Origin of the sequence: Campylobacter concisus (assembly GCF_015229965.1) — a bacterium.
In the GTDB taxonomy this organism is placed as follows: Bacteria; Campylobacterota; Campylobacteria; order Campylobacterales; family Campylobacteraceae; genus Campylobacter_A; species Campylobacter_A concisus_BD.
This window is the reverse complement of the sequence record NZ_JAAKZB010000001.1, coordinates 90,452-116,797: the sequence shown is the minus strand read 5'-3', so window position 1 is coordinate 116,797 and position 26,346 is coordinate 90,452. Positions and strand designations below refer to the sequence as shown.

At 40.6% G+C, this 26,346-nt stretch carries 28 protein-coding genes; 5 read left to right on the top strand and 23 right to left on the bottom strand.

What is annotated here, in order from left to right:
- Positions 1–58 precede the first annotated feature (58 nt).
- The 13 genes from G6W43_RS00635 to G6W43_RS00575 form a co-directional block, all read right to left on the bottom strand.
- On the bottom strand, positions 59–1,225 hold the full coding sequence (locus G6W43_RS00635) for a CCA tRNA nucleotidyltransferase (protein ID WP_194168905.1): 1,167 nt from the start codon (positions 1,223–1,225) through the stop codon (positions 59–61).
- Positions 1,185–1,592 (bottom strand): CiaD-like domain-containing protein, encoded by a 408-nt coding sequence (locus tag G6W43_RS00630; protein ID WP_194168904.1) that lies wholly within the window; start codon positions 1,590–1,592, stop codon positions 1,185–1,187. The genes G6W43_RS00635 and G6W43_RS00630 overlap by 41 nt, the downstream gene beginning before the upstream one ends.
- The gene (locus G6W43_RS00625; RefSeq protein WP_002941772.1) at positions 1,589–1,834 is read right to left on the bottom strand and encodes a hypothetical protein; all 246 of its coding nucleotides are present in this window, start codon (positions 1,832–1,834) and stop codon (positions 1,589–1,591) included. The genes G6W43_RS00630 and G6W43_RS00625 overlap by 4 nt, the downstream gene beginning before the upstream one ends.
- Positions 1,815–2,897 carry a 3-isopropylmalate dehydrogenase gene (leuB, locus tag G6W43_RS00620; protein WP_149711811.1) on the bottom strand — a complete coding sequence of 361 codons (1,083 nt, stop codon included), beginning with the start codon at positions 2,895–2,897 and terminating at the stop codon, positions 1,815–1,817. The genes G6W43_RS00625 and leuB overlap by 20 nt, the downstream gene beginning before the upstream one ends.
- A gap of 9 nt (positions 2,898–2,906) precedes the next feature.
- Entirely contained in the window at positions 2,907–3,392 is a 486-nt protein-coding gene (locus tag G6W43_RS00615; protein WP_002941843.1) for a 3-isopropylmalate dehydratase small subunit, read from the bottom strand.
- 125 nt (positions 3,393–3,517) lie between these two features.
- A complete protein-coding gene (locus G6W43_RS00610; protein WP_021092276.1) occupies positions 3,518–5,065 on the bottom strand; it encodes a flavocytochrome c in 1,548 nt (515 codons plus the stop codon).
- A gap of 131 nt (positions 5,066–5,196) precedes the next feature.
- On the bottom strand, positions 5,197–6,090 hold the full coding sequence (locus tag G6W43_RS00605; protein WP_103617172.1) for a DUF4299 family protein: 894 nt from the start codon (positions 6,088–6,090) through the stop codon (positions 5,197–5,199).
- Positions 6,091–6,107: 17 nt separating this feature from the next.
- Positions 6,108–6,467, bottom strand: coding sequence for a DsrE/DsrF/TusD sulfur relay family protein (locus G6W43_RS00600; RefSeq protein WP_103617173.1), 360 nt, complete (start codon positions 6,465–6,467; stop codon positions 6,108–6,110).
- A 73-nt stretch (positions 6,468–6,540) separates the two neighbouring features.
- Positions 6,541–7,140: a LysE family translocator gene (locus tag G6W43_RS00595; RefSeq protein ID WP_194168903.1), complete on the bottom strand. Its 600-nt coding sequence runs from the start codon at positions 7,138–7,140 to the stop codon at positions 6,541–6,543.
- A 310-nt stretch (positions 7,141–7,450) separates the two neighbouring features.
- Positions 7,451–7,942 (bottom strand): DUF1877 family protein, encoded by a 492-nt coding sequence (locus G6W43_RS00590; RefSeq protein ID WP_103617175.1) that lies wholly within the window; start codon positions 7,940–7,942, stop codon positions 7,451–7,453.
- Positions 7,943–8,122: 180 nt separating this feature from the next.
- Entirely contained in the window at positions 8,123–9,169 is a 1,047-nt protein-coding gene (locus tag G6W43_RS00585; protein WP_035160651.1) for a type II asparaginase, read from the bottom strand.
- Between the two features lie 85 nt (positions 9,170–9,254).
- Complete coding sequence (locus tag G6W43_RS00580; protein ID WP_194168902.1) at positions 9,255–9,590, bottom strand: branched-chain amino acid transporter permease; 336 nt, start codon at positions 9,588–9,590, stop codon at positions 9,255–9,257.
- Positions 9,587–10,249, bottom strand: a complete 663-nt coding sequence (locus G6W43_RS00575) for an AzlC family ABC transporter permease (RefSeq protein WP_194168901.1) — start codon at positions 10,247–10,249, stop codon at positions 9,587–9,589. The genes G6W43_RS00580 and G6W43_RS00575 overlap by 4 nt, the downstream gene beginning before the upstream one ends.
- A 149-nt stretch (positions 10,250–10,398) precedes the next feature.
- On the opposite strand from G6W43_RS00575, the gene G6W43_RS00570 reads away from it, so the two are divergent.
- From G6W43_RS00570 to G6W43_RS00560, 3 genes are all read left to right on the top strand, one after another.
- Positions 10,399–11,358, top strand: coding sequence for an SEL1-like repeat protein (locus G6W43_RS00570; protein ID WP_194168900.1), 960 nt, complete (start codon positions 10,399–10,401; stop codon positions 11,356–11,358).
- A gap of 9 nt (positions 11,359–11,367) precedes the next feature.
- A complete protein-coding gene (locus G6W43_RS00565; protein WP_194168899.1) occupies positions 11,368–11,745 on the top strand; it encodes a hypothetical protein in 378 nt (125 codons plus the stop codon).
- A gap of 131 nt (positions 11,746–11,876) precedes the next feature.
- A complete protein-coding gene (locus tag G6W43_RS00560) occupies positions 11,877–12,620 on the top strand; it encodes a tetratricopeptide repeat protein (RefSeq protein WP_194168898.1) in 744 nt (247 codons plus the stop codon).
- 121 nt (positions 12,621–12,741) lie between these two features.
- Here the strand turns inward: G6W43_RS00560 and flgG are convergent, their stop codons facing one another.
- Entirely contained in the window at positions 12,742–13,530 is a 789-nt protein-coding gene (gene flgG, locus G6W43_RS00555) for a flagellar basal-body rod protein FlgG (protein ID WP_002942100.1), read from the bottom strand.
- Positions 13,531–13,545: 15 nt separating this feature from the next.
- Complete coding sequence (locus G6W43_RS00550) at positions 13,546–14,355, bottom strand: flagellar hook-basal body protein (RefSeq protein WP_194168897.1); 810 nt, start codon at positions 14,353–14,355, stop codon at positions 13,546–13,548.
- A 150-nt stretch (positions 14,356–14,505) separates the two neighbouring features.
- Here G6W43_RS00550 and rpoD point away from each other — a divergent pair, with 150 nt between their 5' ends.
- Complete coding sequence (gene rpoD / locus G6W43_RS00545; protein ID WP_194168896.1) at positions 14,506–16,359, top strand: RNA polymerase sigma factor RpoD; 1,854 nt, start codon at positions 14,506–14,508, stop codon at positions 16,357–16,359.
- 593 nt (positions 16,360–16,952) lie between these two features.
- Here the strand turns inward: rpoD and G6W43_RS00540 are convergent.
- The 7 genes from G6W43_RS00540 to G6W43_RS00510 form a co-directional block, all read right to left on the bottom strand.
- A complete protein-coding gene (locus G6W43_RS00540) occupies positions 16,953–17,708 on the bottom strand; it encodes a flagellin (RefSeq protein WP_194168895.1) in 756 nt (251 codons plus the stop codon).
- A 140-nt stretch (positions 17,709–17,848) separates the two neighbouring features.
- Positions 17,849–19,141 carry a histidinol dehydrogenase gene (gene hisD, locus G6W43_RS00535; RefSeq protein ID WP_194168894.1) on the bottom strand — a complete coding sequence of 431 codons (1,293 nt, stop codon included), beginning with the start codon at positions 19,139–19,141 and terminating at the stop codon, positions 17,849–17,851.
- Positions 19,138–19,989 (bottom strand): pyridoxal-phosphate dependent enzyme, encoded by an 852-nt coding sequence (locus tag G6W43_RS00530; RefSeq protein ID WP_194168893.1) that lies wholly within the window; start codon positions 19,987–19,989, stop codon positions 19,138–19,140. The genes hisD and G6W43_RS00530 overlap by 4 nt, the downstream gene beginning before the upstream one ends.
- On the bottom strand, positions 19,982–21,073 hold the full coding sequence (locus G6W43_RS00525; RefSeq protein WP_194168892.1) for an OmpA family protein: 1,092 nt from the start codon (positions 21,071–21,073) through the stop codon (positions 19,982–19,984). Before G6W43_RS00525 ends, G6W43_RS00530 begins: the two co-directional genes overlap by 8 nt.
- Entirely contained in the window at positions 21,070–22,383 is a 1,314-nt protein-coding gene (locus tag G6W43_RS00520) for a MotA/TolQ/ExbB proton channel family protein (protein ID WP_194168891.1), read from the bottom strand. Before G6W43_RS00520 ends, G6W43_RS00525 begins: the two co-directional genes overlap by 4 nt.
- 4 nt (positions 22,384–22,387) lie before the next feature.
- Positions 22,388–23,452: a class II fructose-bisphosphate aldolase gene (gene fbaA / locus G6W43_RS00515; RefSeq protein ID WP_009294115.1), complete on the bottom strand. Its 1,065-nt coding sequence runs from the start codon at positions 23,450–23,452 to the stop codon at positions 22,388–22,390.
- A 15-nt stretch (positions 23,453–23,467) separates the two neighbouring features.
- On the bottom strand, positions 23,468–24,286 hold the full coding sequence (locus tag G6W43_RS00510) for a peptidylprolyl isomerase (protein ID WP_009294116.1): 819 nt from the start codon (positions 24,284–24,286) through the stop codon (positions 23,468–23,470).
- Between the two features lie 94 nt (positions 24,287–24,380).
- Here G6W43_RS00510 and nth point away from each other — a divergent pair, with 94 nt between their 5' ends.
- Positions 24,381–25,013 carry an endonuclease III gene (gene nth, locus G6W43_RS00505; RefSeq protein ID WP_196779720.1) on the top strand — a complete coding sequence of 211 codons (633 nt, stop codon included), beginning with the start codon at positions 24,381–24,383 and terminating at the stop codon, positions 25,011–25,013.
- A 35-nt stretch (positions 25,014–25,048) separates the two neighbouring features.
- Here the strand turns inward: nth and G6W43_RS00500 are convergent, their stop codons facing one another.
- Positions 25,049–26,338 (bottom strand): M28 family peptidase, encoded by a 1,290-nt coding sequence (locus G6W43_RS00500; protein WP_103594073.1) that lies wholly within the window; start codon positions 26,336–26,338, stop codon positions 25,049–25,051.
- Between the last annotated feature and the right edge of the window lie 8 nt (positions 26,339–26,346).

Genomic DNA, 26,346 nt, shown 5'->3' with positions numbered 1-26,346 from the left:
TTTTAGCCAAAATGGGCTTTTAAGAGTTTTAAAATTTAAATTTTATTTATCTATAAATTTAGCGTTTTGCAAGAGTTTCAAGGTGCTTTGTGATAGCAAGCAACTGCCTTCGTTTTATCTCAGCGGCGATCATCTCATTTTTAAAGCCAGCCGATAAGATCTCGCTCATATCGACCTTTGCGTCAAATTTAGCTTCATAAACTCCAAGCTCTTTTGCGCGCTCTATGCGCTCTTTGCTATAAGCTCCTAGCCATGATTTTAGTGGCATATTTAGAGCAATTTCTAGTAGCTCATTGTCACTTGGCATATCTTTAAAATAGGGCTCTTTCAAGATAGAAAAGTAGCTCTTTGGCAGGCGCATTTTCTCTAAAATTTCCTTTGCGTCAAGCTCAAATTTACCAAAAAGCATATATAAAAATAGCCGCTCATCATCCACGAAATTTCTAGCACTCTTAAGTTCGCTCAAAAACTCATCATTCTTGCGAATTTGAACGCCAAAAATTTGCTCAAAAAGAGAGAGCTTAAAAAGATAAAACGCCCCTTTTTCAAGCTCCTTTGCCCTAAAAAATTTAATGAGCTCGGTATTTATCCTATCACGGCTTAGATGCGCTAAATCAAGCGTTTTCATAAGCTCTAGCGTCTCGTCAGCTAAGCTAAAGCCAAGCCTTGCGCTAAACTGCACGCCACGCAGCACCCTTAGCGGATCTTCTTTAAATTTCTCACTATCGATGTGCCTTAGTGTCTTGCTTTCAAGGTCCTTTTTGCCGCCATGAAAGTCTAAAATTTCGCCGTTAAAGATATTCATCATCATGGCATTTACCGTAAAATCACGCCTAAGGCTTGCAAGGCTTGGATCATTTATGTAGCTTACGGCAAAGTCTTTGTGCGAATTTCCCGTCTTACTCTCGCTTCGTGGCAGACCAAGATCGTAGTTTTTGTATTTGTAGATGAAGTAGCTTTTGCCAACACCACTAGCCTTTATGACAGCCATCAGCTCGTCAAATTTGAGAGGCTCGATGTCATAAACTTCGATGTCGAAGTCATAAATTTCTCGTCCCAAAAGCGCATCTCTCACGCAGCCACCGACTAGATAGACACGCTTGCTAAATGGAGCAAATAGCGATCTAAAGAAGTCTAGCTCGCTATTTTTGTAAATGCTTGTACCAGTTTTTGCCTCAAATTTATTATTTTGAGAGATTTTGTAGTCTATTTTCGATGTTTGCAAGGGTAAATTCTAAAAATTTAGTCGTTAGCTCGAGCCTTTGGCCAAGGTCTTGCTCGTTAGTTTGTTTAAGCCCTTCAAAAAGCACCTCGATGCGCTCAGCAAGGTTTGATAAGAAAATTTCCTCCTCGCTTATCTCCCTGTTCTTTGGCGAAATTTGCGCTATCTTTGGCTCTGGTTCGATTTGCTCACTTGCTTCAAGCTCTGGCTCATCAGCCGCCTCTTGCTCACTAGCCTCCATAGCCAAAAGCTCTTTTTTTAAATTCTCCCTTTCAAGCTCTTCTTGCTTTTTGTTTTGCAGTGCCTCTATCTTTTCAAGCTCGGCGCTAACCTCACTAATAGCCATCCTAGCGATATCATCAAGCTTCATAATCTTATCAACCACCTTTTAAATTCATTTATCTCTTCGTCACTTTTCATCCTGATAAAAAACTCTTTCATCTGCTCGTTTTTTATCACGCGCTCCTTGCGAAGTCCGCTCAGGCGGTTTATCGCGCTAAGGGCGTCCTTGTTTGATGGGTCTTGCTTTAAGATATTTTTATAAATTTCAAGCGCATCGTCTTTTAGCCCTTGAGCCTCGTAGATCAGTGCTTCAGTGATTGTGTTTTTCATTTTTGATAAATCCTGCTATAACGTCGCCTATCTCGCTTGTTGAGCAAATTTCAACTGCGTTAAAAGCGGCGATATCTTTTGTTCTATATCCCTTTGCAAGCGCTGTTTTTACGGCACTTTCTATCGCGTCCGCTGCTTCGCTCTCGCCAAATGCGTATCTTAGCATCATCGCTGCGCTTAAAATGGTCGCGATCGGATTTGCTATGCCCTGCCCTGCGATGTCTGGCGCTGAGCCGTGGATAGGCTCATAAATTCCCACTTTACCGCCCATGCTAGCACTTGGTAAAAGTCCTATCGAGCCACAAACCATACTTGCCTCGTCACTTAAAATGTCGCCAAATAAATTTTCAGTCAGTATGACGTCAAAATTTGCTGGCGCTCTTACTAGCTGCATCGCTGCGTTATCGACGTACATAAAGCTAAGCTCTACTTCAGGATAGCCCTTTGCCACTTCGCTAGTCACCTCGCGCCAAAGCTGGCTTGTCTCAAGGACATTTGCCTTATCGACCATGCAGACCTTTTTCTTGCGAAGCATAGCCGTCTCAAAGGCGATCTTTGCGATGCGCTCGATCTCAAATTTAGAATAAATCATCGTATTAAACGCTCTATCTTCGCCTTTTTCACGTGGCTGTCCAAAATAAAGCCCACCAGTTAGCTCGCGAACCACGACAAAATCAACGCCTTTTAGCACATCTGGCTTTAGCGTGCTAGCATCCACTAGCTCGTCAAAGATGATGGCTGGGCGTAAATTTGCATAAGCTTCTAGCTCTTTTCTGATCTTTAAAAGCCCGCTCTCTGGCCTTAAGTGTCTTGGCAGGCTGTCCCATTTCTCGCCGCCGATCGCTCCAAAAAGCACAGCGTCGCTACTAAGCGCTGAGCTTAGCGTCTCATCTGGCAGTGGCTCGCCAAAAACGTCGTATGCTGCACCACCCATAAGCTTGTAGTCGTACTCAAATTTGATACCAAACTCGGCACTAACTACGTCTAAAACCTTTATCGCCTCGTCGATGATCTCAGGGCCGATGCCATCGCCTTTTATAACGCAAATTTTATAGTTTTTCATCGCCGCCCCTTAGTTCATCTTCGCTTTTGCGTACTCTATAAGGCCGCCAGCGTTTAAAAGCTCTTGCATAAATGGCGGGATAGCGTTAAATTTATACTCTTTTTTTGTGCTTTCATTTACGATGACGCCGTTATCTACGTCGATCTTTAGCGTGTCGCCCTCGTTTATCTCGTCAGTTTCTTTTATCTCAAGTATCAAAAGCCCTGTGTTAAAGCTGTTTCTATAAAAAATCCTCGCAAAGCTTTTAGCCACAACAGCCGCTATGCCAGCCTCTTTTAGCGCTAATGGGGCGTGCTCTCTTGAGCTACCGCAGCCAAAATTTTCGCCAGCTACGATGATGTCGCCTTTTGCTATTTTTGAGCTAAATTTAGGATCGGCGTCTTCCATGATGTGTTTTGCTAGCTCTTTTTCGTCTGAAGTGTTTAAATATCTTGCGGCGATGATGATGTCGGTGTCGATATTATCGCCAAATTTCCAAACTTTGCCTTGTTTCATTTTTAACCTTTAGTTTTTGTAAATTTGGGCTGATTTTAACCAAAAGAAGCTAAATAAATAATCAAAAGCGCTCTTGCAAGCTAAATTTAGCGGCATTTAAACCGCTAAATTTAAATAAAAATAAATTAGATATTCTCTCCAGCAACCATGCCAAATACCATACAATCAGCCATGCTCATCGTGCCAAGACGGCTTGCTCCATGCACGCCACCAGTGATCTCGCCAGCTGCGTAAAGACCTGCGATAGGCTCGTGAGTAGTTGCGTTTATGACTTGCGCTTTTGTATTTATCTCGACACCGCCCATGCAGTAAAGGATCTTTGGCGTAGTCTCACTCGCGTAAAATGGGGCTTTTGTAATGCCAATGCCATTTACATCAGCTTTTGTCAAAGGTTTGCCAAACTCAGGATCTTTTTCATTTTTGACATATTCGTTGAAATTTTTAATAGTCTCCAAAAATGGCTCAAGCGGGATATTATAAGCTTTTGCAAGCTCTTCAAGTGTGTTAAATTTCTTTATAGAGCCCTCTTCAACGCCCTTTTTTGTATAAGCGATATTGTTTGCATCAACGGCTGCTTGATCGCAGATATTTACTGGATAGTTATCGTTTTTATCGCTTTGCGCCATACAAGCAAAGATTGCATCGCTCTTTACCTTACGACCTGCATGCTCGTTCATAAAGCGTTTGCCTGTTTTTGGATTGACGCTTAGGCCGTAGTCATTTGCGCAGTGATTTGTAAAAAGTGCAGATGTGCCAAAGCCTCTTTCAGTTGGGTTTGTGTATGGATTTAGCTGGATCCAGCTAAGTTGGATAGGGTTTGCTCCAAGCTTCATCGCAGCTACTAGTGCTCCAGAGGTTGCGCCTGGCTGGCTAACTGTCTCGATATTGTCTTTTAGATACGGCACTTGCTGCATCCTAAACCACTTATCAGAGCTAAAGCCTCCTGCGGCTAGGATGACGCCATCTTTTGCTTTAAAGCATTTTGGCGTGCCAGTTTTATTCTCTTTATCATCATTTGCAAGCTGATGATCAAATCTATAATCCTCCCTGCATTTTATGCCAACAACCCTGCCATTTTCATCGATGATAAAATCATCAAATTTAGTCCTTCTTTTTGTCACGGCATTTGGATTTTTATCGATCGCATCGTGCATAGGCAAAACGTATCCTGCGCCACTTGTGTTTTTAGACTGAACAGCACGTTTTATAGAGTGACCGCTCGCTGAGATCACCTTGCCAGTAAATTCAACGCCAAGCGTTTTTAGGTATTCAAAAGCGTCATTTGCACGGTCATAGATGACTTCAAGCAGATCGACATGGTTTAAATTTTGACCATCTTTTAGGCAGTCAGCGATAAATGCTTCTTTGCTATCTTTTATGCCTGCTGCTTTTTGAAATTCATTATTTGGGACAGCCATATTGCCAGCATTTATGACTGAGTTGCCACCACTTCGTCCCATTTTCTCGATCATTAGCACTTTTTTACCGCGTTTTAGCGCTTGCAAAGTAGCCATCGAGCCTGCAAAGCCTGTGCCTATGACGATGACGTCATACTCTTCGTCAAATTTAATATCTTTCGCCTCTAAAACTCCAGCATTTGCGCTGCTAGCAGCAAGCGCCAATGCACCAGTAGCACCCATTTTCATAAAATTTCGCCTAGAAATTTCTTTCATTGTTTGCTCCTTTTTTGAATTTCTTGGCGTAAATTATACGTCAATTACGCATAAAATAAAACTTAATTATGAAAATTTGACTAAAAATATTTATAAAGAAAATTTTAATACTAGCCTTTAAAACTCCAAATTTATGCCTTGGCCTTTTGTAAAATTTCTTTCATCTCATCTTCACTAAGTGGCTCAACAAGCACGTTTGCAGCGTCGATGAAATGGTATTTTTCTTTTGGTAAATTTGCCATAAATGCTCCATATTCACACTCATCAAGCACATGCGCGTCACTATCATCCACGCCCACAACTAGCGTAAGCACCCAGCGTGAGACCTTGCGATCCCCAAGCGCCTCTTGTGCCTGCCACGACGGAGATGGAGCATAAGGCAAGATGGTCGGTAAATTTTCACTAAGTGTATATGTGCCAAGAATTTCGTTGCCGTCTTTATCTTGATAGAGATGCTCTTTTGCGCTGTATGCGTCAAGATACTGAACCTGTCTCATCATCTCATCAAATTTAGCCGCAGGACTGGCACTTGCAAAAATTTCATCTACCATAACCGCGTCAAACGCCACGTCTCGCTCCACGCCAGAGATGTAAAGCGTTTGATTTTTCTCTTTTGCGTCTTTTAGAGCTTCAAGCCCCCACATGATGTCAGCCTCATAGTCAAATTTTAAAATTTGCTCGCTATCATAAATTTTTTCGTTGTCGCACTCTATTTTTGAGCCAGTTTGAGCCGAGAGCTTTGAGAGTAGCTCGAGCGCGATCTGCCAGTCGCCAACGCCACTTGGAGTATAAACACGCACGATATAACAGCCATCTTCGTAGTTTAGCTCAAAGCCACGAACGCTCTTTTGCCACACACCTGCTATCATCACGTCAGCGCCAAGCTCATTTGCGCTTGGCTCCTCTTGCTCGCTGTTAAAAAAGAAAAGCCCCTCAACAAGAGCTGAAATTTCACGCTCACTTAGCGCCTTTGCGTATCCGCCAAGTAGCTTCTTTTTATTTTTTACACTAAATGTCAAACTCATAAATTCTCCTTTTTGCTCTAAAATGTCATCACCTGATCGCACTCTCTCACCCACTCGGACAAGATATCCATGCTACCTTTCACCTCAGCCTCAAAATAAGGCTCTCCCACATGCAAACCGCACCTTGTTTGGCAGCTACCACAAACCTTCAGCATCGCACCACCAGCGTAAAGCTCTTTTAGCATCGCTACTAGATCTACGTCGTAGTTTTCCGGCTTTTTGGTGCTATTTCGCGCAAGGTCGACCGCATCGTTCATTAGAAAAATTCTAACCTCTTCGCCTTTTTCTTTTAGCGTTTTAGCTAGCCTTAGTGCGTTGTAAGCGTTGTCTGTGCCGCTATATGGCTGATTTGTAAATATAAATAGAAATTTTTTCATCTCTTATCCTTTTGCTAAAAATGTAGTGCAAACTGGACAAATTTTAACCAAGCTAGATAAAAGGGGGATAAATTTATCTAAAAAGCAAGAACACGCCGATCGTGCAGACGATGATGGCGGTGCAAATTTCAAGTAGCCTTAGGTGCGTTTGTAAAAATTTCTTTAGCATAGCTCCGCCAAGTGCGTAGATATTTAGCGCGCAAAACTCGATGAAAACGAGCGTTACGGTGATAACGCACATGCGAGTGAGGCTAAATGGGGCGTCTTTGTCCAAAAATGTAGGTAGCAAGGCTGAGAAAAATATCCACGCCTTTGGGTTTGAAACGCTAACGATGAGGCCATTTATAAACATCTGCTTTTTGCTTGGCAAATTTGAGACATTTGTGATGCTAAGCTCGCCCTTGCCAAAAAATAGCATCACGCCAAGATAGAGCATATAAAGGCCTGCGATGATATTTAGCACCTTAAATGCGTACTCAAAGTGATGTAGCACTGCGCCCACACCAAGCATGCAGCTAAACGATACAAAAGCAATCGCTAAAAGCTGCCCAGCCATCACGAAAAACGAGTGTTTGTAGCCAAGGCTCATGCCAACGCTCATCGCATAAGTCATGTTGATGCCTGGCATCATCGAGATGGGCGCAAGGGTGATAAAAAATAGCAAGAAATTCATTAGATGCCTTGAAATTTTAATGAAATGCTAAATCAAAATCTATAAATTTATGATAAAGAGCGCTTTATTGGCAAATTTAGCCTGCTTTTGGACGTGAAAAATTTGACTTTTGGTGCTAGGCATATAAATTTAATAAATTTGGTGCAAAAACAAAGGCGATTTTGTATCTGTTTCGCAGGCTAAATGGCAAATTTATCAAGTATGTTTTTACATAAATTTAGCTTTTGATATAAAGGCGCTCTATAAATTTATTTGCCACAAAAGCTGACTAAATTTAAACCACAAAATAGCCCACTAAAAATTTAGAAATTTAGCCTATTACTATCAGCACGCCAAGCCCTTTGTCAGCGGCATTTTGGTAAAAGCTTAAAAGCCCAGCGAAGTGCTCTTTTAAACTCGCCTTTATATCTTCAAATTCGCTCTGCCGCCCAAAGATATCAGGATATGTCTTTGAGCTAGCAAATTCTTTTAAATTTATCTTTGCTAAAAATGCGCTAATATCAACATTTTTCAACGTCTCAGCCACCTCTTTTACATCCGCGGCATTTGTGTAAGAGATCATCTCGCTTAGCTCTTCATTTAAGGCACTTCGCCCAAAAATAGCCCAGCTAAAAGGCTCATTTGAGCTAAAAATATCACCAGCCTTAAGCCTCTGCTTGAAATTTTTACCAGTTAGCATCTTACACATGGCGTCCCACAAATTATTCAAGTCGTATTCGTCCAAAAGCTCGCCGCCGCCGCCATTTTTGATCTTTTCTATATCATCTTGCGAGTAGGCATAGTAGTGCGCAACAATCCCCATTTTAGAGCCTTAAAATTTAATGTGAATTTGAAAAAAGAGAGGGCGGAGCTATAAATTTAATAGATCCGCCATGAGCGGATATCGTGAGATGATTTTAAATGTTACGCATAATTTTTCTACTAAATGAGAAAAATCAAAGCTCACTTAAAAGCATTCGCGATATCTCCGCTAAAATTAAGCTTAGTGAGTTAAGAAAAACTCTTGAATTTTAGCTTTGTCGCTTGTTTTTGTAAGAGCAAGCATCAAAAGCACTCTAGCTTTTTGAGCGTTTAGGTTGTCGCTTGTTAAAAAGCCGTATTTTGCGTCATCAACTTCGCCATTCATAGTTGTCTCGCCACTTCCCACACGTGAGTCACGAACTACCACTACGCCAGCTTTTGAAGCCTCACCAAGAGCCTCTAACACGCTAAAGTAAGGGTTGCCGTTGCCTAGACCAGCGCTAACGATGCCTTTTGCGCCGTTTTTAACAGCCACATTTACAAAGTCAGGGTTGTCATTTGCGTGAGAGTAGATGATATCAACTCTTGGAAGCTCTTTTACGCCAGTTAGGTCAAAAGCTGAGCTTGCTGTGTGTTTTCTGATCGGATTCATATAGTATTTTACGTTGCCATAAAAGACTGTGCCGATCTTGCCGCTGTTTGGTGATTTAAATGTATCAACGCCTGTTGTGTTAGTTTTTGTTACCTCTCTACCAGCGTGAATTTCGTCATTCATAGTGACTACAACGCCCTTGCCTACGCTATCTTTGCTGATAGCTACATTTACAGCGTTAAATAAATTTAGTGGGCCATCAGCACTTAGTGAGCCGCTATTTCTCATCGCACCTACAAGCACAACTGGTTTGTCGCTTTTAACGACTAAATTTAAGAAGTAAGCTGTCTCCTCCATAGTGTCTGTGCCGTGAGTAACGACGATACCATCAGCTTTGCCGCTGTTTAGAAGTTCATTGATCCTATTTGCAAGCTTAAGCCAAACTTCGTTGTTCATATCTTGTGAGCCGATATTTGAAATTTGCTCGCCTTTTATGGTAGCGATCTTGTTGATATCTGGCACGGCTGCTATTAGTTTATCGACCGTAACAGTTCCAGAAGTATAGCTTGAATCAAGCGAACCTGAGCCGCTTCCAGCTATCGTTCCACCAGTAGCTAGGATGTAGATGGTTGGCTTAGCAACCGCCAAAGTAGTACCTAAAATCATGAGCAACACCGCCTTAAAGATTAAACGCATTTTAACTCCTTTGCATTAAAATTTGCTAGAGCATTATAACGTCATATATTTAAAAAATTTATTAATTTTTAAAATTTATATTTATTTAAAAAATTCTTATCATAAGCATATAAATTCCGGTTGAGACAACTATGCTAAGAAGGGCATTTTTGAATTTCAAATGCACCAAAACAGCCGTAAAAACCGCCACTATCTCACTTAAGCCATATGGAAACTCGCTAAATTTCGTATCTTTTAGCCCGTAGCAGACCAAAACGACCATTATCATCATACCCATGTGCTTCTCAATGGCGTCTAAATAAGGATTTGGCTTATAGTTTCTTAACGCATAAAATGGCGTCGCCCTCGTTATAAAAGTAGCTAGTGCGCTTAAAAGCACCGCTACAAAAAGCACCATCTCGCTTGAGCTTACACTTATCAAATTTTATCCTTAAACAAAAGCAAAAATATAAAACAAAGCGCCATCGAGCCAACAAGCACAAATTTAGCTGGAAACAGGCTCACTCCAAGCACGCCAAAAAAGACCGCCGCAAAGAGCACACGGTAGTTTTTATCATTTTTAAACATCTCGATGACGACCACTATAAAAAGCGAGGTCAAACTAAACTCAAGTCCCCTTGTATCGGCCTTGATAAAGTCACCAAGTATCGCTCCAAGTAGCGTCCCAGCCGCCCAGTAAGACCAAGATAAGAGATTTAGCCAGGTAAAGACAAAACTGCGATCCATTGCATCTTTTAGCCCTAAATTTTTAAATATCGAAAAGGTCTCATCTGTTAGCAAAGCGATGTTTAAAAGCCTAAATTTGATCCCGCTATACTCTTTTAAAAGTGAAATTCCATAAAAAGTGTGGCGCAAATTTACAAGGTAGCTCACGATAAAGACCTCAACATAGCTCGTGCCGACGCTAAAAAGTGAGAGCATCATAAACTGCGCTGCTCCGCCGTATCCAAGCATGCTAAGCGCCATGGCGATAAATGCACTCACTCCCATGCTCTTTGCCAGCACGCCAAAGGCGACACCAAGCGGAAAATAGCCCATAAAGATAGGAATGGATAGTTTAAAAACGTAGTTAAATGTCAAATTTTTACCTTAATAAAAGCCAAAATGTTAGCAAAAATTTAAAAATTTAAATTTAAAGAGGCGTTTTTGCTTTTATAAATTTAACTGCTTGCTCGCATTTTAAAACTAAATTTTATAAAATAACAACAAAATTTATAAAGAAAATTTCTATGAAAAAGATAGTTTTACTAATATTTTTAACACTAAATTTAATAGCCTTAACAACAAATCCAAAGATCAAAATCCCTCAAGCAAATAGCTGCAATATCGAGGATAACTGCATTGATTTTAGCCGCAGATACAGCGATGATGAGTATAAAAGGCTATTTGGAATTTACAAAAGTGAGTGCGAGGTTAAAAATTTAGACGCATGCATCTATCTGGCTGAGTTTTATAAAAGCGGACTTGGCGTAAAAAAAGACGCGGGAAAATCACTAGAAATTCTTAACAAAGCTTGCGATGAGAGCAATAAATTTGCCTGTCACAACCTTGGTGTTGAGTATCAAGAGATGAAAGAATACAAAATGGCTTTAGAAGCTTTTAAAAAGGGTTGCGATCTAGCTTTTATACAAAGCTGTTTTAACATCGCAGTTTTATATAATAACGGCAGCGGCGTAAAAAGAGACTACAAAAAGGCTGCAAAAATTTACAAAGAAGTTTGCGAGCAAAATTTCTATGAAGGATGCTACAACCTAGCGGTTTTATACCACAACACCCCAGGCGTAAAGCGCGACTACAAAGAAGCGGTAAAGCTTTACAAAAAGGCTTGTGATAGCGACTTTAGCATCTCTTGCTACAACCTAGCGAGCTTATATCAAGAGCAAAAAGAGTATGAAAAGGCTAACAAGCTCTATTTTAAAGCTTGCAAGCTTGACTTTGCCGATGCTTGTAATAACCTAGCCAGCCTTTACGACGACGCACTTGGCGTAGAAAAAGATGATGAAGTGGCGTTTAGATACTACAACAAAGCGTGCAGGCTAGATAGCGCAAGTGGGTGCAAACATCTTGCATACTTTTACTATCATGGTATAGGGACAAAAAAGGATAAAAAGCTGGCAGAAAAAGAGCTTAAAAAAGCTTGCAAACTAGGCCTTAAAGAGGCTTGCGAGATAGTTAGAGATTTTCACTAAAGAGCGTTTATGAAAAATTTGATTTTGTTTTTATCTCTCATTGTGCTTTTAAATGCAGAAAATTTAAACGAGATGTGCCAAAGCGAGGGCGATATAAGAGCAAATTTAACAAGCTGTTACAAGGCTGCTGTAAAAATTTATAACTCATCAAGCGATGATAAAGAGTTTAAAAAGCTAAAAGAGATATTTTTACTAGCTTGCGAAAATGATATGAAAGAGGGTTGTTACAGCGCTGCGCTCATCTATCTAAATGGCTACAACGACGTGGGTAGCGAGCTTAATCAAACTATCATATTAAATAGATATGCAAGATTTTTAAACTACGCGCTTTTAGATAACGGCAAAAAAGAGGACAAAAAAGCTACTTTCAAAGATCATGCGAGCTAGGCTTTAAAAAGGGCTGTGATGTGAGAAATTTATTAGAGAAACTTGGGTATTAATTTTAATCCTAAAAGCATATTTACTATAAATTTAAAGCTTTTTATCTAAACTTATTTAAATTTTTAAAAAGGCAGACAATGAAAAAGGTCGTTTTATTTTTAGCCTCTGCGGTGATTTTGTGGGGCGCAAATTTAGAGACAAAAACGCTTGAGTCTAGGTGCGAAAACGAAGATGCTAAAAGCTGCTTTGAACTTGGTAATAAATTTGAGAAGAGCAAAAACTACCAAAAAGCGGGCGAGTTTTACAAAAAAGCTTGCGAGCTAAAACACGCAGACGCTTGCAGTAGTGTGGGCGTGCTCTACGACATGGACTACATAAAAGATGTAAATAACAAAAATGCAGCCAAATTTTACCAAAAGGGCTGCGAGCTAAATGACGGCTTTGGCTGCGCAAGGCTTGGCTTTGTCTATACGTTAGATAAAAACTATCAAAAGTCAAAAGAGCTATTTTTAAGAGCTTGCGAGCTAAAAGATGGCGACGGATACTACGGCCTTGGACTTTTATACTATGACGGAAATGGCGTAGAGCAAGATGCCAAAAAGGCAAAAGAGCTCTTTGAAAAGAGCTGCGATCTGGGCCACTCTGCTGGCTGCAATAGCCTTGGTATGATGCTTCATAGCGGAAAATACGTAGAAAAAGATCAAAAAAGAGCTAGCAAACTCTTCACAAAAGCTTGCGAAATGGACTTTGGGGATGGTTGCCACAACCTTGGGGTTATTTATTTTGAAGCAAAAGGCGATAAAAATTTAGCCAAAAAGTACTTTGGCAAGTCCTGCGAGCTGGGCAACGACGAAGACTGCCAAATTTACAATGGCCTATAAATTTAATGCACCTGCCCTTTTGGACCCTTGCCCTTTGGGGTCCTATCTGAAAAGTAAAAAACATCAAGCGTAAAAGCAACGAGTATAAGTCCAACAATAGCCAAAGTCGCGTCCATATCACCTACCTTTTAAGTCCATTTACTATCTCTAGCATCGAATCACTCGTCGTTATCGCCTTTGAGTTTGCCTCGTATGCGCGCTGACCTGTGATAAGATCAGTCATCTCTTCAACAAGCTGCACGTTACTCATCTCGACAAAGCCTTGTCTAATGGTGCCAAGTCCATCAAGGCCTGCTACACCTACCACCACGTCGCCACTAGCGCTTGTTTGGAGGTAGTTGTTATCACCCATCGAGTGAAGACCGGCTGGGTTTATGAAATTTGCTAGCTCGATCTGACCTATCTGAGCCATGTCGGTTTCGCCAGCTTGAAGCACTGAGACGGTGCCGTCTGTGCCTATTGAAATTTGCGTCGCGTTTGCAGGGACAGTGATCTGAGGGATGAGCTGATATCCGTCGCTATTTACGATCGTGCCGTTTGCGTCAAGCTTAAATGCGCCATTTCTAGTGTAAGCCGTCGTGCCGTCAGGGAGTTGAATTTGAAAAAAGCCGTTGCCAGCTATGACCATATCTAGGTTGTTACTGGTCTCTTTAAAATAGCCCTGAGAGAAAATTTTATTTATCGCTGTTGGGCGCACGCCAAGACCAACCTCGATGCCTGTCGGGCTTGTGGTAGTCTGGCTTGTCGCCGTGCCTGCGTACTCCATGACTTGATACATAAGATCGGCAAATTCAGCCCTATTTTTCTTATATCCATAGGTATTTACGTTTGCAATGTTGTGTGAGGTTACGTCTATCTGCGTCTGCTCAGCGATCATGCCAGTGGCCGCAGTGTAAAGTGATCTCATCATAGTTTTATCCTTTTATTAAGCTTTTAGGGCTAGTTTTTGAACAGCATCTTGGTTAAGGTCAGTCATGTGGCTTGTCATAACCTTTTGATACATATCAACTAAGCGTTGGGTTTCTATTAGACCCACCATTTCTAAGACTGGATTTACATTTGACATCTGAGCGTAGCCTTGCATCACGCTATCAGCCTCGTCAAGCTCGGTTATGTCGTCAAAATTTCTCGTTTCAAAGAGATTGTCTCCGACCTTTTTTAGATCTCTTATCTCTCTTGGTTGGGCAATGTAAAATTTAGAAAATTGATTGTTATTTGAGTATAAATTTCCATTTTTATCAACGGTTAGCACCTCGCCTTGTGGCACTTGAATGCCTCTTTGACCAGGATTTTGCGCCTCATAGCCACTTGGCAGCACCCTATAACCCTCTTTTGTGACGATATATCCGTCCGCGTCAAGGCTAAAAGAGCCATTTTTGCTTAGTTTTACGCCATTTGGAGTATCAACTAAGAAAAAAGCGTCCTCTCTTTTTATCGCAAAGTCAAGTGTGTTTGAGCTGTATTTAAAGCCACCAGCGCTAAAGTCGGTGTATTCTTCACTCACTTGTGGCACACGATCAAGCGTTCTATTTAGAAATTTAGCTCCGTCTTTTGTGTGATTTTTAAGCGGAAGCTCATCTTGCGTCTCTTTAAAAATTCTCGCAAAGTCGCCGATGACTACGTCGTTTCGCTTGTAGCCGATCGTATTTACATTTGCAAGATTGTTTGAGATGACATTTAGTCTGTTAAACTGCGTTACCATGCCAGCAGTGGCTTGATAATAACCATTTTGCATAAAATTTCCTAATCAAAATTTGATTTTTTAGAATTACTAAGCAATCATCGTTCCAACTTTCTTTTTATACACTTTTAAAAAATTTTGGGTATAATCCATTTTCTTTTAACCAACACTTAAATCACAATGATACGATTTGAAAGGAAATTTATGAGCGCCGCAAAAGACTCTTTTTCTCAAATAGAAGAGCTTTTTGTTGAAAATGCAAAAGGCTTTTTGACATACGAAAAATTAGTAAAATTATTAGACAAAGCTCCGACGGCTACTGTAGTAAAAAAGATAGAACAACTCGCAAAAACAAACAAAGTCCAGCTCATCACATCTGCTGAGGCTGCAAAGCTTAGAAATTTAGCTGACGCCAAAAAACGTCAAGAAAACGCTCAAAAAAGCGACCAAGATATCGACGAAGACCTCGATCTTTCAAGCGAAACTGACCTTTTAGAGTGGTCAAGATCAGATAGTCCAGTAAGGATGTATCTAAGAGAGATGGGTCAGATCGCACTTCTTACAAAAGACGAAGAGGTAGAGATCAGCAAGAGGATCGAGCTTGGCGAAGATATCATCATCGACGCATTTTGTTCGGTGCCATTTTTGATCGATTTCATACTTGATTACAAAGAGCCACTTATCAACAGAGAGCGCCGCGTAAAAGAGCTTTTTAAAAGCTTTGAAGACGAGAGCGAAAATGAAAATGAAGATGGCGAAGAGGATATAGACGAAGAGGATGAGGAGAACGAAGAGAACGAAGCTCCTAAAAAATCAGCCAAAAACGACAAGCGCGCTGAAAAAGTTATAGAAAGCTTTAAGGCTCTTGAAAAAGCTAAAAAAGAGTGGCTAAAGACCGCAAACAAGCAAGATAAAGTTGAAAGCGACGATACAGCTTCAAAGATGACGCTTGCGTTTAAAAAGAAAATTTTAAAAGAGAAGCTGATGGACCTTGGCCCAACAAGTAAGCTAATTAGCGAGATCGTAAAATCAATGGAGACAGCTCTTAAAAGCGACGACGAATTTGATAGAGAGCTAAAGCGCTTGGAGTATCGCTTGCCAATGTTTAGTGACGAGCTAAAGAAAAATCACAAAAGCATCTTAAAAGATATCATCAAGCTTAGCAAAGAAGAGATCGCGGCTCGCGTGCCAGAGGCTACGATGGTCTCAACCTATGTCGAGATCAAAAAGCTTTTTACGACAAAAGAGGCTAGCAAACAGGGCTTTGACCTTGAGCCAGCAAGACTAAAAGAGATTTTAGAGCAGATCAAGCGTGGAAAGAAAATTTCAGACGAAGCAAAAGCTAGAATGGCTAAGTCAAACCTCCGTCTAGTCGTAAGTATCGCAAAACGCTATACAAACAGGGGTTTGCCATTTCTTGATCTCATCCAGGAGGGCAACATCGGCCTTATGAAGGCGGTTGATAAATTTGAATATAGAAAAGGCTATAAATTTTCAACCTACGCCACATGGTGGATACGCCAGGCTATCTCACGCGCGATCGCTGATCAGGCAAGGACGATTAGGATACCTATCCACATGATAGAGACGATCAATCGTATCAACAAAATCAACCGCAAATACCTCCAAGAAGAAGGAAAAGAGCCTGATGTAAGCGTCATCGCAAAAGAGGTCGGACTAAGCGTCGATAAGGTAAAACAGGTGATCAAGATCACAAAAGAGCCTATCAGCCTTGAAGCACCAATCGCAAACGAAGAAGACGGTAAATTTGGAGATTTTGTCGAGGACAAAACTTCTCTATCACCGATAGATCAAATTTTAAAAAGTGACCTTAGAGAGCAAATCGACGATGTGCTTTCACAGCTAAATGAGCGCGAAAAAGCGGTTATTTCGATGAGATTTGGCTTGCTTGAAGATGAGAGCGACCGCACACTTGAAGAGATCGGAAAGGCGCTAAACGTCACTCGTGAACGCGTCCGCCAGATAGAAAGCTCGGCTATCAAGAAACTAAAACACCCAAAAGTTGGTAGAAAACTCAAAAACTACATAGAGGGCTAACAAGCCCTGCCCTTTTGGGCATCTGCCCTAAACTCTTTTAATTCTAAATTTATACTCCAGTCTAAAATCAAGCTATTCTCGCAACCAAAGCACCAAAAGATACAAGTAAAAATTTAATGTTTTTATATGTGTCTGTATCCTATTTTGACAAATATTCTTTTTGCTTAGATAGCTTTTCTTCGAGAAATTTATAGCATCTATATATTTAATGGGCGCTTTTCATTGAAATTTTATAGCGCAAATACCATAAAATAATGTAAAGAAATTTTCACCATTTTGATTTTGAACAAAAGTCACTCTAGCCACGAATTAATCACATTTTTCTATCCTTTTTATAACTTTGATATCTAATATAACTTTACACAAACAAAAAATTGTTTTAAACATTACATATAGCTCTCATCTTAAAGCATAATTAACTTAACCTTCGTTTTGAGGGTACACTTGATATAGCAATAGAGCAAAAGAGGCACACTTGTTATAAAATTTCAAACGAGAAATATCAAATTTTTGATTTGCAAATATATTCTAAAATCAAAAAGTAAAGCATAAAAAATAAAAAAGAGTTTTACCGGCACAAGACCGGTAAAAATTTATTCGCCTAGAAGTTTATCTAGTTTTGCAGCCAAGCTCGTAGTATCGTGAGCTTTAGCCAAAGAGGCAGCATGCAGCTTTAAATTTGCTTGTAAATTTTCTTCCAAGCTCTTTGCTATATCGCTACTATCAAGATTTTCTACGCTATTAGCATTTGCTACGCTTCTAGCAGCTAGAGCGTTCATGCCCTTAAATACAGCATTTTGTGTCGAGCCGATCTCTGAGCGAAGTGAATTTATATTTTTCAAAATATCGCCAAAATTTGAGCCATCCTCTTTAACATTTAAAAGAGCATTTGTACTTAAATTTATATTTTTTGTGCCCTCACCTGTAAAAAAGCCAAGTTCGGCGTCAAAAACGTTTTTGCCGTTAAATTTAGCTTCTTTTACACTGTCGCTCATCGCATTTTTAAGCGCATTTATCTCGCCTTTTATGCCCTTTTGCTCGTTCGCTGAAAGAGCTGGGTTTGAAAGCTTGCTTGATAGCTCGCCGATCTTATCCGCACTCTCGCTTAAATTTAAAAGCGTTGAGTCGGCGATCTGAAGCATACCGATCATATCGTTTGCATTTGCCATGCCCTCATTTAGGACATTTGTTTGCGAAAGTAAGCTCTCTGCGATTTGCAAATTTGCACCTGATGCTCTGATCTCACTATTTGCAGAGATGGCGTTTAGCGCCTTTTTCTCGCTATTTTTAGCTTGATCTAAATAATAGTTTCCTGAAGCCTGGTTTGCAGTATAAGTTCCTAACTTCATATCAACTCCTTTTTTATTAGTTTCGTGATGGATTTTACTATAAATTTCATAAAAAGTTGCAAAAATATTTCTTAAAGTAAAAAATATTTTTAAAAAGATTTTAGAAAATTTTAAATTTTCTAAAATCAAATTTCATTTTTTTAATCCTCTAACCTCACGGCGATTGATCTTTTATGAGCTGTTAGCCCTTCGGCTTCGGCTAGCTGCATGCATGGTTTGCCAAGGTGTATGATGCCTTTTCTGCTAACTGAGATGATAGAGCTTCGCTTCATAAAATTTTCAACTCCAAGCGGCGAGTAAAATCTCGCACTTCCGCCAGTTGGCAAGGTGTGATTTGGTCCAGCGATGTAGTCGCCCATCGCTTCAGGCGTGAAGTGTCCAAAAAATATCGCTCCAGCGTGTTTTACCTCGTCCATATAGCTCAAAGAGTCGTTTGTAGCGATCTCTAGGTGCTCCACAGCAAGCTCGTTCATTAGCTTAAAGCACTCTTGCAAGTCTTTTGCGACGATGATAGCAGCTTTGTTTCTCATGCTAGCACTAGCGATTGGTTCGCGTTTTAGAGTTTTTAGCTCGTCCTCCACGTGTCTTTGCACTGCCCTTGCAAAGGCCTCCACTGGCGTTATCAAAAAGGCACTCGCAATCTCGTCGTGCTCTGCTTGTGAGAGTAGATCGATCGCTATGTGGCGAGGGTCCGCACTATCATCAGCGATCACGCCTATCTCGCTTGGACCAGCGATCATATCGATATTTACGTCACCATAAACTAGCTTTTTAGCAGTCGCTACGTAGATGTTGCCAGGTCCTGTGATGACATCGACCTTTGGCACGGTCGCTGTGCCGTAAGCCATCGCTGCGATCGCGCTTGCACCGCCTATTTTAAAGGCTGTTTTGATGCCACATAGATGCATCGCTGCAAGAAGCAGAGGATTTACCTTGCCGCCTGGCGCTGGGGTGCAAACTACGATCTCTTTTACGCCTGCAACGACTGCTGGGATAGCATTCATGAGAAGCGAGCTAGGATATGCCGCCTTGCCGCCTGGGATATAAAGACCAGCGCGATCAACTGGAGTGTATTTTGCACCAAGCAAGATGTCGTGCTCGTCCTTGTAGGTCCAGTCGCTTGGTTTTGTGCGCTCATGATAGCTTTTTATCCTGTCGTGTGCTAAATTTAGAGCCACCCTTAGGGCGTTATCTAGCGAATTGTAGGCCGCCTCCATCTCTTTTACGTCGATTATTATGTCGTTTTTGCTTGTGACGCTAAATTTATCAAATTTACTTATCTGGGCAAAAAGCGCACTATCGCCATCTTTTCTTATCTCGTCTATAATGCCTGTAACCACTGGCATCACGGCACTCATGTCATTGTCACTTCGCCTAACAAGCTGTGAAAATTTACTCTCAAAGTCAGCGTCGCTGCTGTGTAAAAACTTCATTTATGATCCTTTATTTTTAGTTTTCTCTCATATCTTTGCTTTTGTGTAATGTTACCCAAAATTCCGCCCTGGTGGATATATAAAATTTCGCTACCAAGCTTGTCTAAATTTGCAAAAAGCGTCATAAAGCCCACTGGGTCGTAAATCAGCTCAAACTCCACGCCACTTTTGCACACTTCAAGCCAAATTTCATAAAGCTCTTTATATAAATTTCCAAAATGATACTTCTTTGGGGGATTTAAAATTTGCACTTTGCTATCTTTATCTAGCTCGTAAATTTGCTTTTTTAGATAGTCGCTATCCCCTACGCAAGGAGCTGTAAAAACCCTAAGATCGGTGTGCTTTGCTAGGTAGCATGCGCTTGTGCCAGTGCCTGAGGGCAAGAAAATATCAGGCCTTATGCCACTTTTTTTGCTCCACTCATTTATCTCATTTGCCTGCGTGATAAAGCCAAGCTCGGCCTCACTTTGCGCTACACCCTCGTTTATAAATAGCGCGTTTTGGCTATTTGCTAGCTCTTTAGCAAATTTCTCACGCTCCTCTTTTACAAAAATTTCCATGCCATTTTCAAGTGCAAATTTGAAATTCCCAACTGGATTTTGCTCCAAATTTGAGCTAAGATGAGAGACTACGTAGTAAAATTTAAGCCCTTTTAGCTTAGCAAAAAGACTTAGGCTATACATCGCGTTTGACTGGCTTGAGCCGTGAGATACGATGGCTTTGATACCGCTAAGATCGGCCTTTAAAAAATACTCCAGCTTTCTTGCTTTGTTACCATTAAACTCACCTAGCAAATCATCTCTTAAAAGCCAAAATTCTCGCCCTCTTAAGCGAATTTTATCAATCACCCTTAAACTCCAAAAATTTCTCTATCTCGTTGATAGCCTCTTTGTTTGAGAGTGAAAATTTGATCTCTATACGCCTTGAAGCGTCCTTGTCCTCGGCTCCGTCTTTAAAAACTAGCTCGTTGTAGCTTCTGCCACTTGCAACAAGCAGCTTTCTAAGGCGCGCATCATCGCTAAATGAGTTTATAAATTCCATCACCGCGTAGGCTCTTTTTTGCGAAAGCTCTAGGTTATAAATGTAACTTCCATCGCTATCCGTAAAGCCTTCTATGACGATCTGATCGATGTTTGAGGCGATCTCTTTATCATTTAAAAGCACGTCAAAATACTTACTAAGCGTGGCCTTTAGCTCCTCTTTGACCTCTTCTTTTAAGACCGCGCTGCCCTTATCAAAAAGCACTGATGAGCTAAGCTTTAGCGCGCCTGAGTTTGGGTCGATCTCGATGCTAGATCCCAGCCTATCTTTTAGGGCGGAGATCACTTTTACCCTTATGCCAGTTAGGTTTTTGACCCTGTCACGAGTGACGTTTAGATCCCTTAAAAGCTCGTCATATCTAGCCTCTTTTTTGCTTACTTGCTCGAGCAAAAAGGCGATCTTGGCTAAATTTTTCTCGCTGCTTACATTTGCGTCGCTTAGCGCTCTATCTTTTGATGAAATTTCATCATTTAGCACGATCATCTTTTGGTTTAGATCAAAAATGCTAGCATTTAGCTCTTTGATGCTCGCATTTGCATCCTTGTTTTCCTCTATGAGCTGGGCTAGCTTTTCTTTTAGGGCGTCTATTTGGATGACAAAAATTTCATTTGATTTTTTTAAATTTATGTTTTCGTCGCTTATCTTTGAAAGCTCGCTTTTTAGGGCGTCATTTAGCTCTTCAAGGGTAAAATTCTTGCCCTGAGCGTCTTTTAAATTTGCTAAAGCTGCTATGATAGCTTGCTCTTTATTTTCAAGGGTGTTTTGAGTTAGGACGTATTTTACGACGACAGCGCCGATTAGCAGCATAAAAACAAAGAGCAGACCCGCCATCAAGTCTGCGTACGAAACCCAAAAGCTCGATTGATCTTCGTTATTTTTGTCTATTTTCATTGCACTAGATTTTCGATTTTTTCTATTACAGAATTTGCTTCTTTATCGATCTCGTCTATATTCTTCTTAAGCTCAGCAATGAGGCTCTCACGCTCTTTTTCGCGCTCCAAGCTCCTACCCTCTTGCTCATAAGCTGCCTTAAATATCGTCGCACTCTCCACGAGCGAGGTTCTAAATGCCTTTAACGCCTCGTTTTGCTCTTTCATCAAAGAGAGAGAAAATTCTTTTAAAATGGCATCAAAACTCTTGATAGTCTGCTCAAATTTAAGCTGGCTCTCTTTTGTGGCGTTTAAATTTCTACTAAAAATTTCGCCAAGCTTTGCATGCTCGGTTAAAATTTTAACCTCCATATCTTTAAAGGCGTTAGAAAACGCACCAACCGCTTTTAATATATCGGAGTGGATTTTTACAAATTCATCTTGTTTTAGCCCAGATTCATTTAGCATTTTTAAATTTGCGCTAAGCTCTGCCTTGCTTTGATTGATGATATTTTTTTCAACCTCGCAAAGCTCTTTTAGGCTGTTAAATTTCTCATTTGTCTGCTCGCTTAGCTCTTTTATAAATTTATCATCAAGCACCATTTTAAAGGCGTCGTGACTATCTTTAAAGTAGCCCACACTTGCTTTCATGAAATTTGCATTTAGCTCATTTTCCTGCCAGAAAAACTCACGGCTTAGCTCTTTTTGCTCGCTGTAAAATCTCTCAAATTTGCTAATGCCGATCTTTTCAAAAAACATCCACCAAAGCGCCAAAAATATGCCGTAAATCGATACATAAAACGCTGTAGCCACGCCATTTAGCAGTATAGCGATCTCTTTTTCAAGGCCATTTGCAGTGCTTGAGCTAAAGCTTGGCATAGAGATAGCGATACTGATAAATGTGCCCAAAATTCCAAGCATAGGAAAGACTGCTTGGCCTATGTTTGCTAGATTGTCATTTCTAAAATTTCTTGTATAGCTCTCGAAAAAATCTTCAAATTTAGCGTTTGCCTTTTTGACGCCTGAAATTTCAAAGAGATGAGCGATGATAAATTCTTTTAGCCTTATCTTGTAGTCTTTGGCATTTGCTAAGAAATTTGAGTAAGCTACCAAGGCACTATGGCGTGAAAATATAAAAGCGACAAAGAGTATAACGCCCATCATCATGATGGTATGAAGCTTCATCTGAAAATTTATAACGCCAAGATACGCTAGTATCGCCAAGATGTAGATAGCTAAAGGGATAAAGATAACTTTAAAAAAGACAAAGAAAGAGTGAGCTTGGCGCTCTTTTGGCACGCTTAGCTCACTAAAATCATTTTGATTTTGCATAGGATTAGTTCCTATTTAGGCAGTTTAAGTCGCTAAAAGCAGTCTGAAGACGCTTAACCATACTCTCCTCGCCACTTCTTAGCCATTTCCTTGGATCGTAGTATTTTTTATTTGGCTTATCATCGCCCTCTGGGTTGCCGATCTGGCCTTGCAAGTATGCTCTATTTTTAGCCTCATACTCGCGCACACCGTCCCAGAAAGCCCACTGCGTATCAGTATCAATGTTCATCTTGATAACGCCGTAACTCACAGCATTTTTGATATCTTTTAGCTCACTGCCACTACCGCCATGAAATACAAAATTTACAGGTTTGTCGCTTTTTGTATTAAATTTCTTTGCCACATAGGCTTGTGAGTTTTTAAGAATTTCTGGTCTTAGCACAACATTGCCTGGTTTATAGACACCATGAACATTGCCAAAACTAGCTGCGATGCTAAATTTATCGCTTATCTTACTTAGTCTTTCATAAGCAAGCGCGACGTCCTCTGGCTGAGTGTAGAGAAGCGCGTTATCAACGCTTGTGTTATCTACGCCATCTTCTTCGCCACCAGTGACGCCAAGCTCTATTTCTAGGCTGATGCCAAGCTCGCTAAGCTCTTTTAGGTACTTCTCGCATGTGCTTAAATTTTCGTTGATATTCTCTTCACTAAGATCAAGCATATGAGAGCTAAAAAGTGGCACGCCGTGAGTTTTTTTATACTCATGGCTTGCTTTTACTAGCTCATCTATCCAAGGCAAAAGCTTTCTAGCAGCGTGGTCTGTGTGTAAAATGACTGGCACGCCGTAAGCCTTGGCAAGTAGATGAACGTGCTTTGCTCCAGCGATCGCACCAAGAACGGCTGCGTTTTCGCAGGCTTTACCAGCGTAAAAACCTGCACCGCCATTACTAAACTGAACGATAACAGGCGAGTTAGCAACCTTTGCCGCTTCTAAAACAGCATTTACTGAGTCGCTGCCTACGACATTTACAGCAGGTATTGCAAAACCTTGCTCTTTGGCATAAGCATAAAGTTTTGTTACATCATCTCCGCTTAAAACACCAGGTTTTACGATATCTAAAACGCCCATTTTATCCTCCAAATTTTATTTGTATTCTATCTTTGCTTTTTGGCGTAGAGCTTCACTTTTTTGTCTAACAGCAGCTTGGAATTTCTCCATTTTTACAGCTTGCTCGATCTCTGGTTTTGCTTGTTCAAAGCTTACAGTACCAGCAGCTTTACCATCTTCTTTTAAGATAACATGGTAGCCAAACTGAGTTTTAACTGGCTTAGTTGAAACTGTGCCATTAGCCATTGAAAATGCTGCGTCTGCAAAAGGTTTTACCATTTGGCTTTGACCAAACCAGCCAAGCTCGCCACCGTGTGCTGCTGAGCCTTTGTCGATTGATTTTTGGCTTGCTAGCTCTGCAAATTTCTTAGTTAGAGCCTCGCCTTTTAAATTTTTAAGTTGAGCGATGATGTCATTTGCTGTTTTTTCATCTTCAACTAAGATATGTCTTGCTCTTGCTTGAGCTGGTTGGTTCATGCTAGCTTTGTTTTTGTTGTAAAAATCTCTTAAATCGCTATCGCTTACTTTTATACCGTCAAATAATTTTCTCATATAAAGCTCAACTGCAATGCCTTCTTGTGCAGCTTTTACAGCCTTGATGTAATCAACATCTTTTTCAATGCCTGTCGCTTTTGCGTCTTTTAAAAGAAGTTTTCTGTTGATTAGATCGTCGATTATACGTTTTTTCTCATTTGGTTGAAGCTTGCTAGCGTCAAAACCTGGCATAGCCGCTGATAAAAGTGCTGAGATATCGCTATCATTTATAGCATCGCCATCAACTGTTGCAACTACTGCTGCGTTTAGAGTGACAGCTGCAGCTAAACTTAAAACTGCTGGAAACAAAAATTTTTTCATATAAATCCTTTAAAAAATTGATTTTATGGGCAAGATTATATCAAATAATGCGGTAACTTTTCGTTTAACTTGCAATTTTAGGTAAAATAGCCAAATGAGAACAAAAAAAGATATTTTAGAGATAAAAAGAAGGCTTTTAGAAGAGTTTAAAGACGCAAAAAGCGAGCTTAAATTTAGAAATTTATATGAACTTCTTGTTTGCGTCATGCTCTCAGCTCAGTGCACAGACAAAAGGGTAAATTTGATCACCCCTGCCCTATTTGAGGCGTATAAAGATGTTTTTGAGCTAGCAAGTGCAAATTTAGCCAGTTTAAAACTCATGATAAACTCATGCAGCTTTTTTAACAACAAAGCCGTAAATTTAATCAAGATGGCAAACAGCGTGGTCGAGCTCTATAACGGAGAAATTCCACTTGATGAAGAGAAGCTAAAAGCGCTTGCTGGAGTTGGGCAAAAGACCGCTCACGTCGTGCTTTTAGAGGCTACAAACGCAAATGTAATGGCTGTTGATACTCATGTTTTTAGAGTATCACATAGACTCGGTTTAAGCAGTGCAAAGACGCCAGAAGCGACTGAAGAGGATCTAACTCTTGCCTTTAAAACCGACCTTGGTAAGCTTCATCAAGCTATGGTTCTTTTTGGGCGCTACACCTGCAAGGCTAAAAAACCGCTTTGTTTTGAATGTATCTTAAGCGATCTTTGTAAAAGCAAGGATAAGGTGATATAGAAAAATTTGCTAGAAATTTCTAGCAAATTTTGTTTTTATGAGTTATATTTTTTAACAATACCGCGAACGACTTTTTCTATAAAAAGCGCAGAGGCAACTTCGCAGTGCTCCCTTGTAGAGTGAGGTGAGTAGATGTTTGGTCCAATAGAGCATGCACTAAGACCCGCTTTTTTCTCCAAAAGCACTCCGCACTCAAGTCCAGCATGCACGGCTGTTATCCTTGCTTCTGGCTTATAAATTTTAAGCTCTTCTAAGATATCGTTTGCAAATTTATCATTTATAGGCTTCCAAGCAGGGTTTCTGTCTTTACTAATGACGTTAAAACCGACCGCTTTTGCAAGCTCAGAAATTTCAAATTCCATCCTATTTAGCCCGTCTTTACTCATTGATCTTGCGAAAAACTCCACTTCAAGTGTGCCGTCATCTTTGATCTTTGCCAAAGAGAGATTGACACTATCTTGCGGTATGCCTAGCTCGCAGTTGTAAGCTCTTACGCCTTGTGAAAATGAGTTTATTAAAGCTAAAATTTTCTCGCCATTTTCTAAAATTTCTTCGCCAGTGCCAAGCTTTTTCACGCTTAAATTTTCACACTCGCTCTTTAGCTCTTTATCACTTAACACAAGCGCAGTTGCGCTACTTGGGATAGAGTTGCTTCGCTCGCCACCTTCAAATTTAACAAGCTTGCAGCCATTTTTAGTCACAAATGTAGCCAAAACCTTGATCGCATTTGGGATATTTTTATGTATCTCATTGCCAGAGTGACCGCCTGGTAGGCCGCTCACTTTTACTTCGTAAAGCGTGCTCTCTTTTGTTTTTTTGCTATTTAGCGCGATAGTAGCAAACAAATTTACACCGCCAGCGCAGCCGATAGTGACGCGGTCGTCTTCTTCGCTGTCTAAATTTAAAAGCTTATCGGCTTTTAGATCGCCGCTAAAGCCAGCAGCTCCGACCATGCCGACCTCTTCGTTGTTTGTAAAGAGGCACTCAATGTCATCAAATTCACTTATCATCTGCATCATGATAGCTACGCCTATGCCGTTATCAGCACCCAAAGATGAGTTTTTAGCTCTCATGTAGCCATCATCGCCATAAACTATCTCGATCTTTGGCGCATCGCCCATGCAGACCATATCGTAGTGGCTCTGCAAGCAAATTTTTGGCTTGCCTTTGAATGCATGAACGTTGCCAAAGCTATCGACCACGACCTCACAGCCCTTGTCTTTTGCATAGCTAGCCAGAAAATCACGCATCTTATCAGTATCGTAACTGCAGTGCGGTATCGTCGCAAGTGTCTCAAATTTCGTTAGAACTTCGCTCTTTGACATATTTGCCT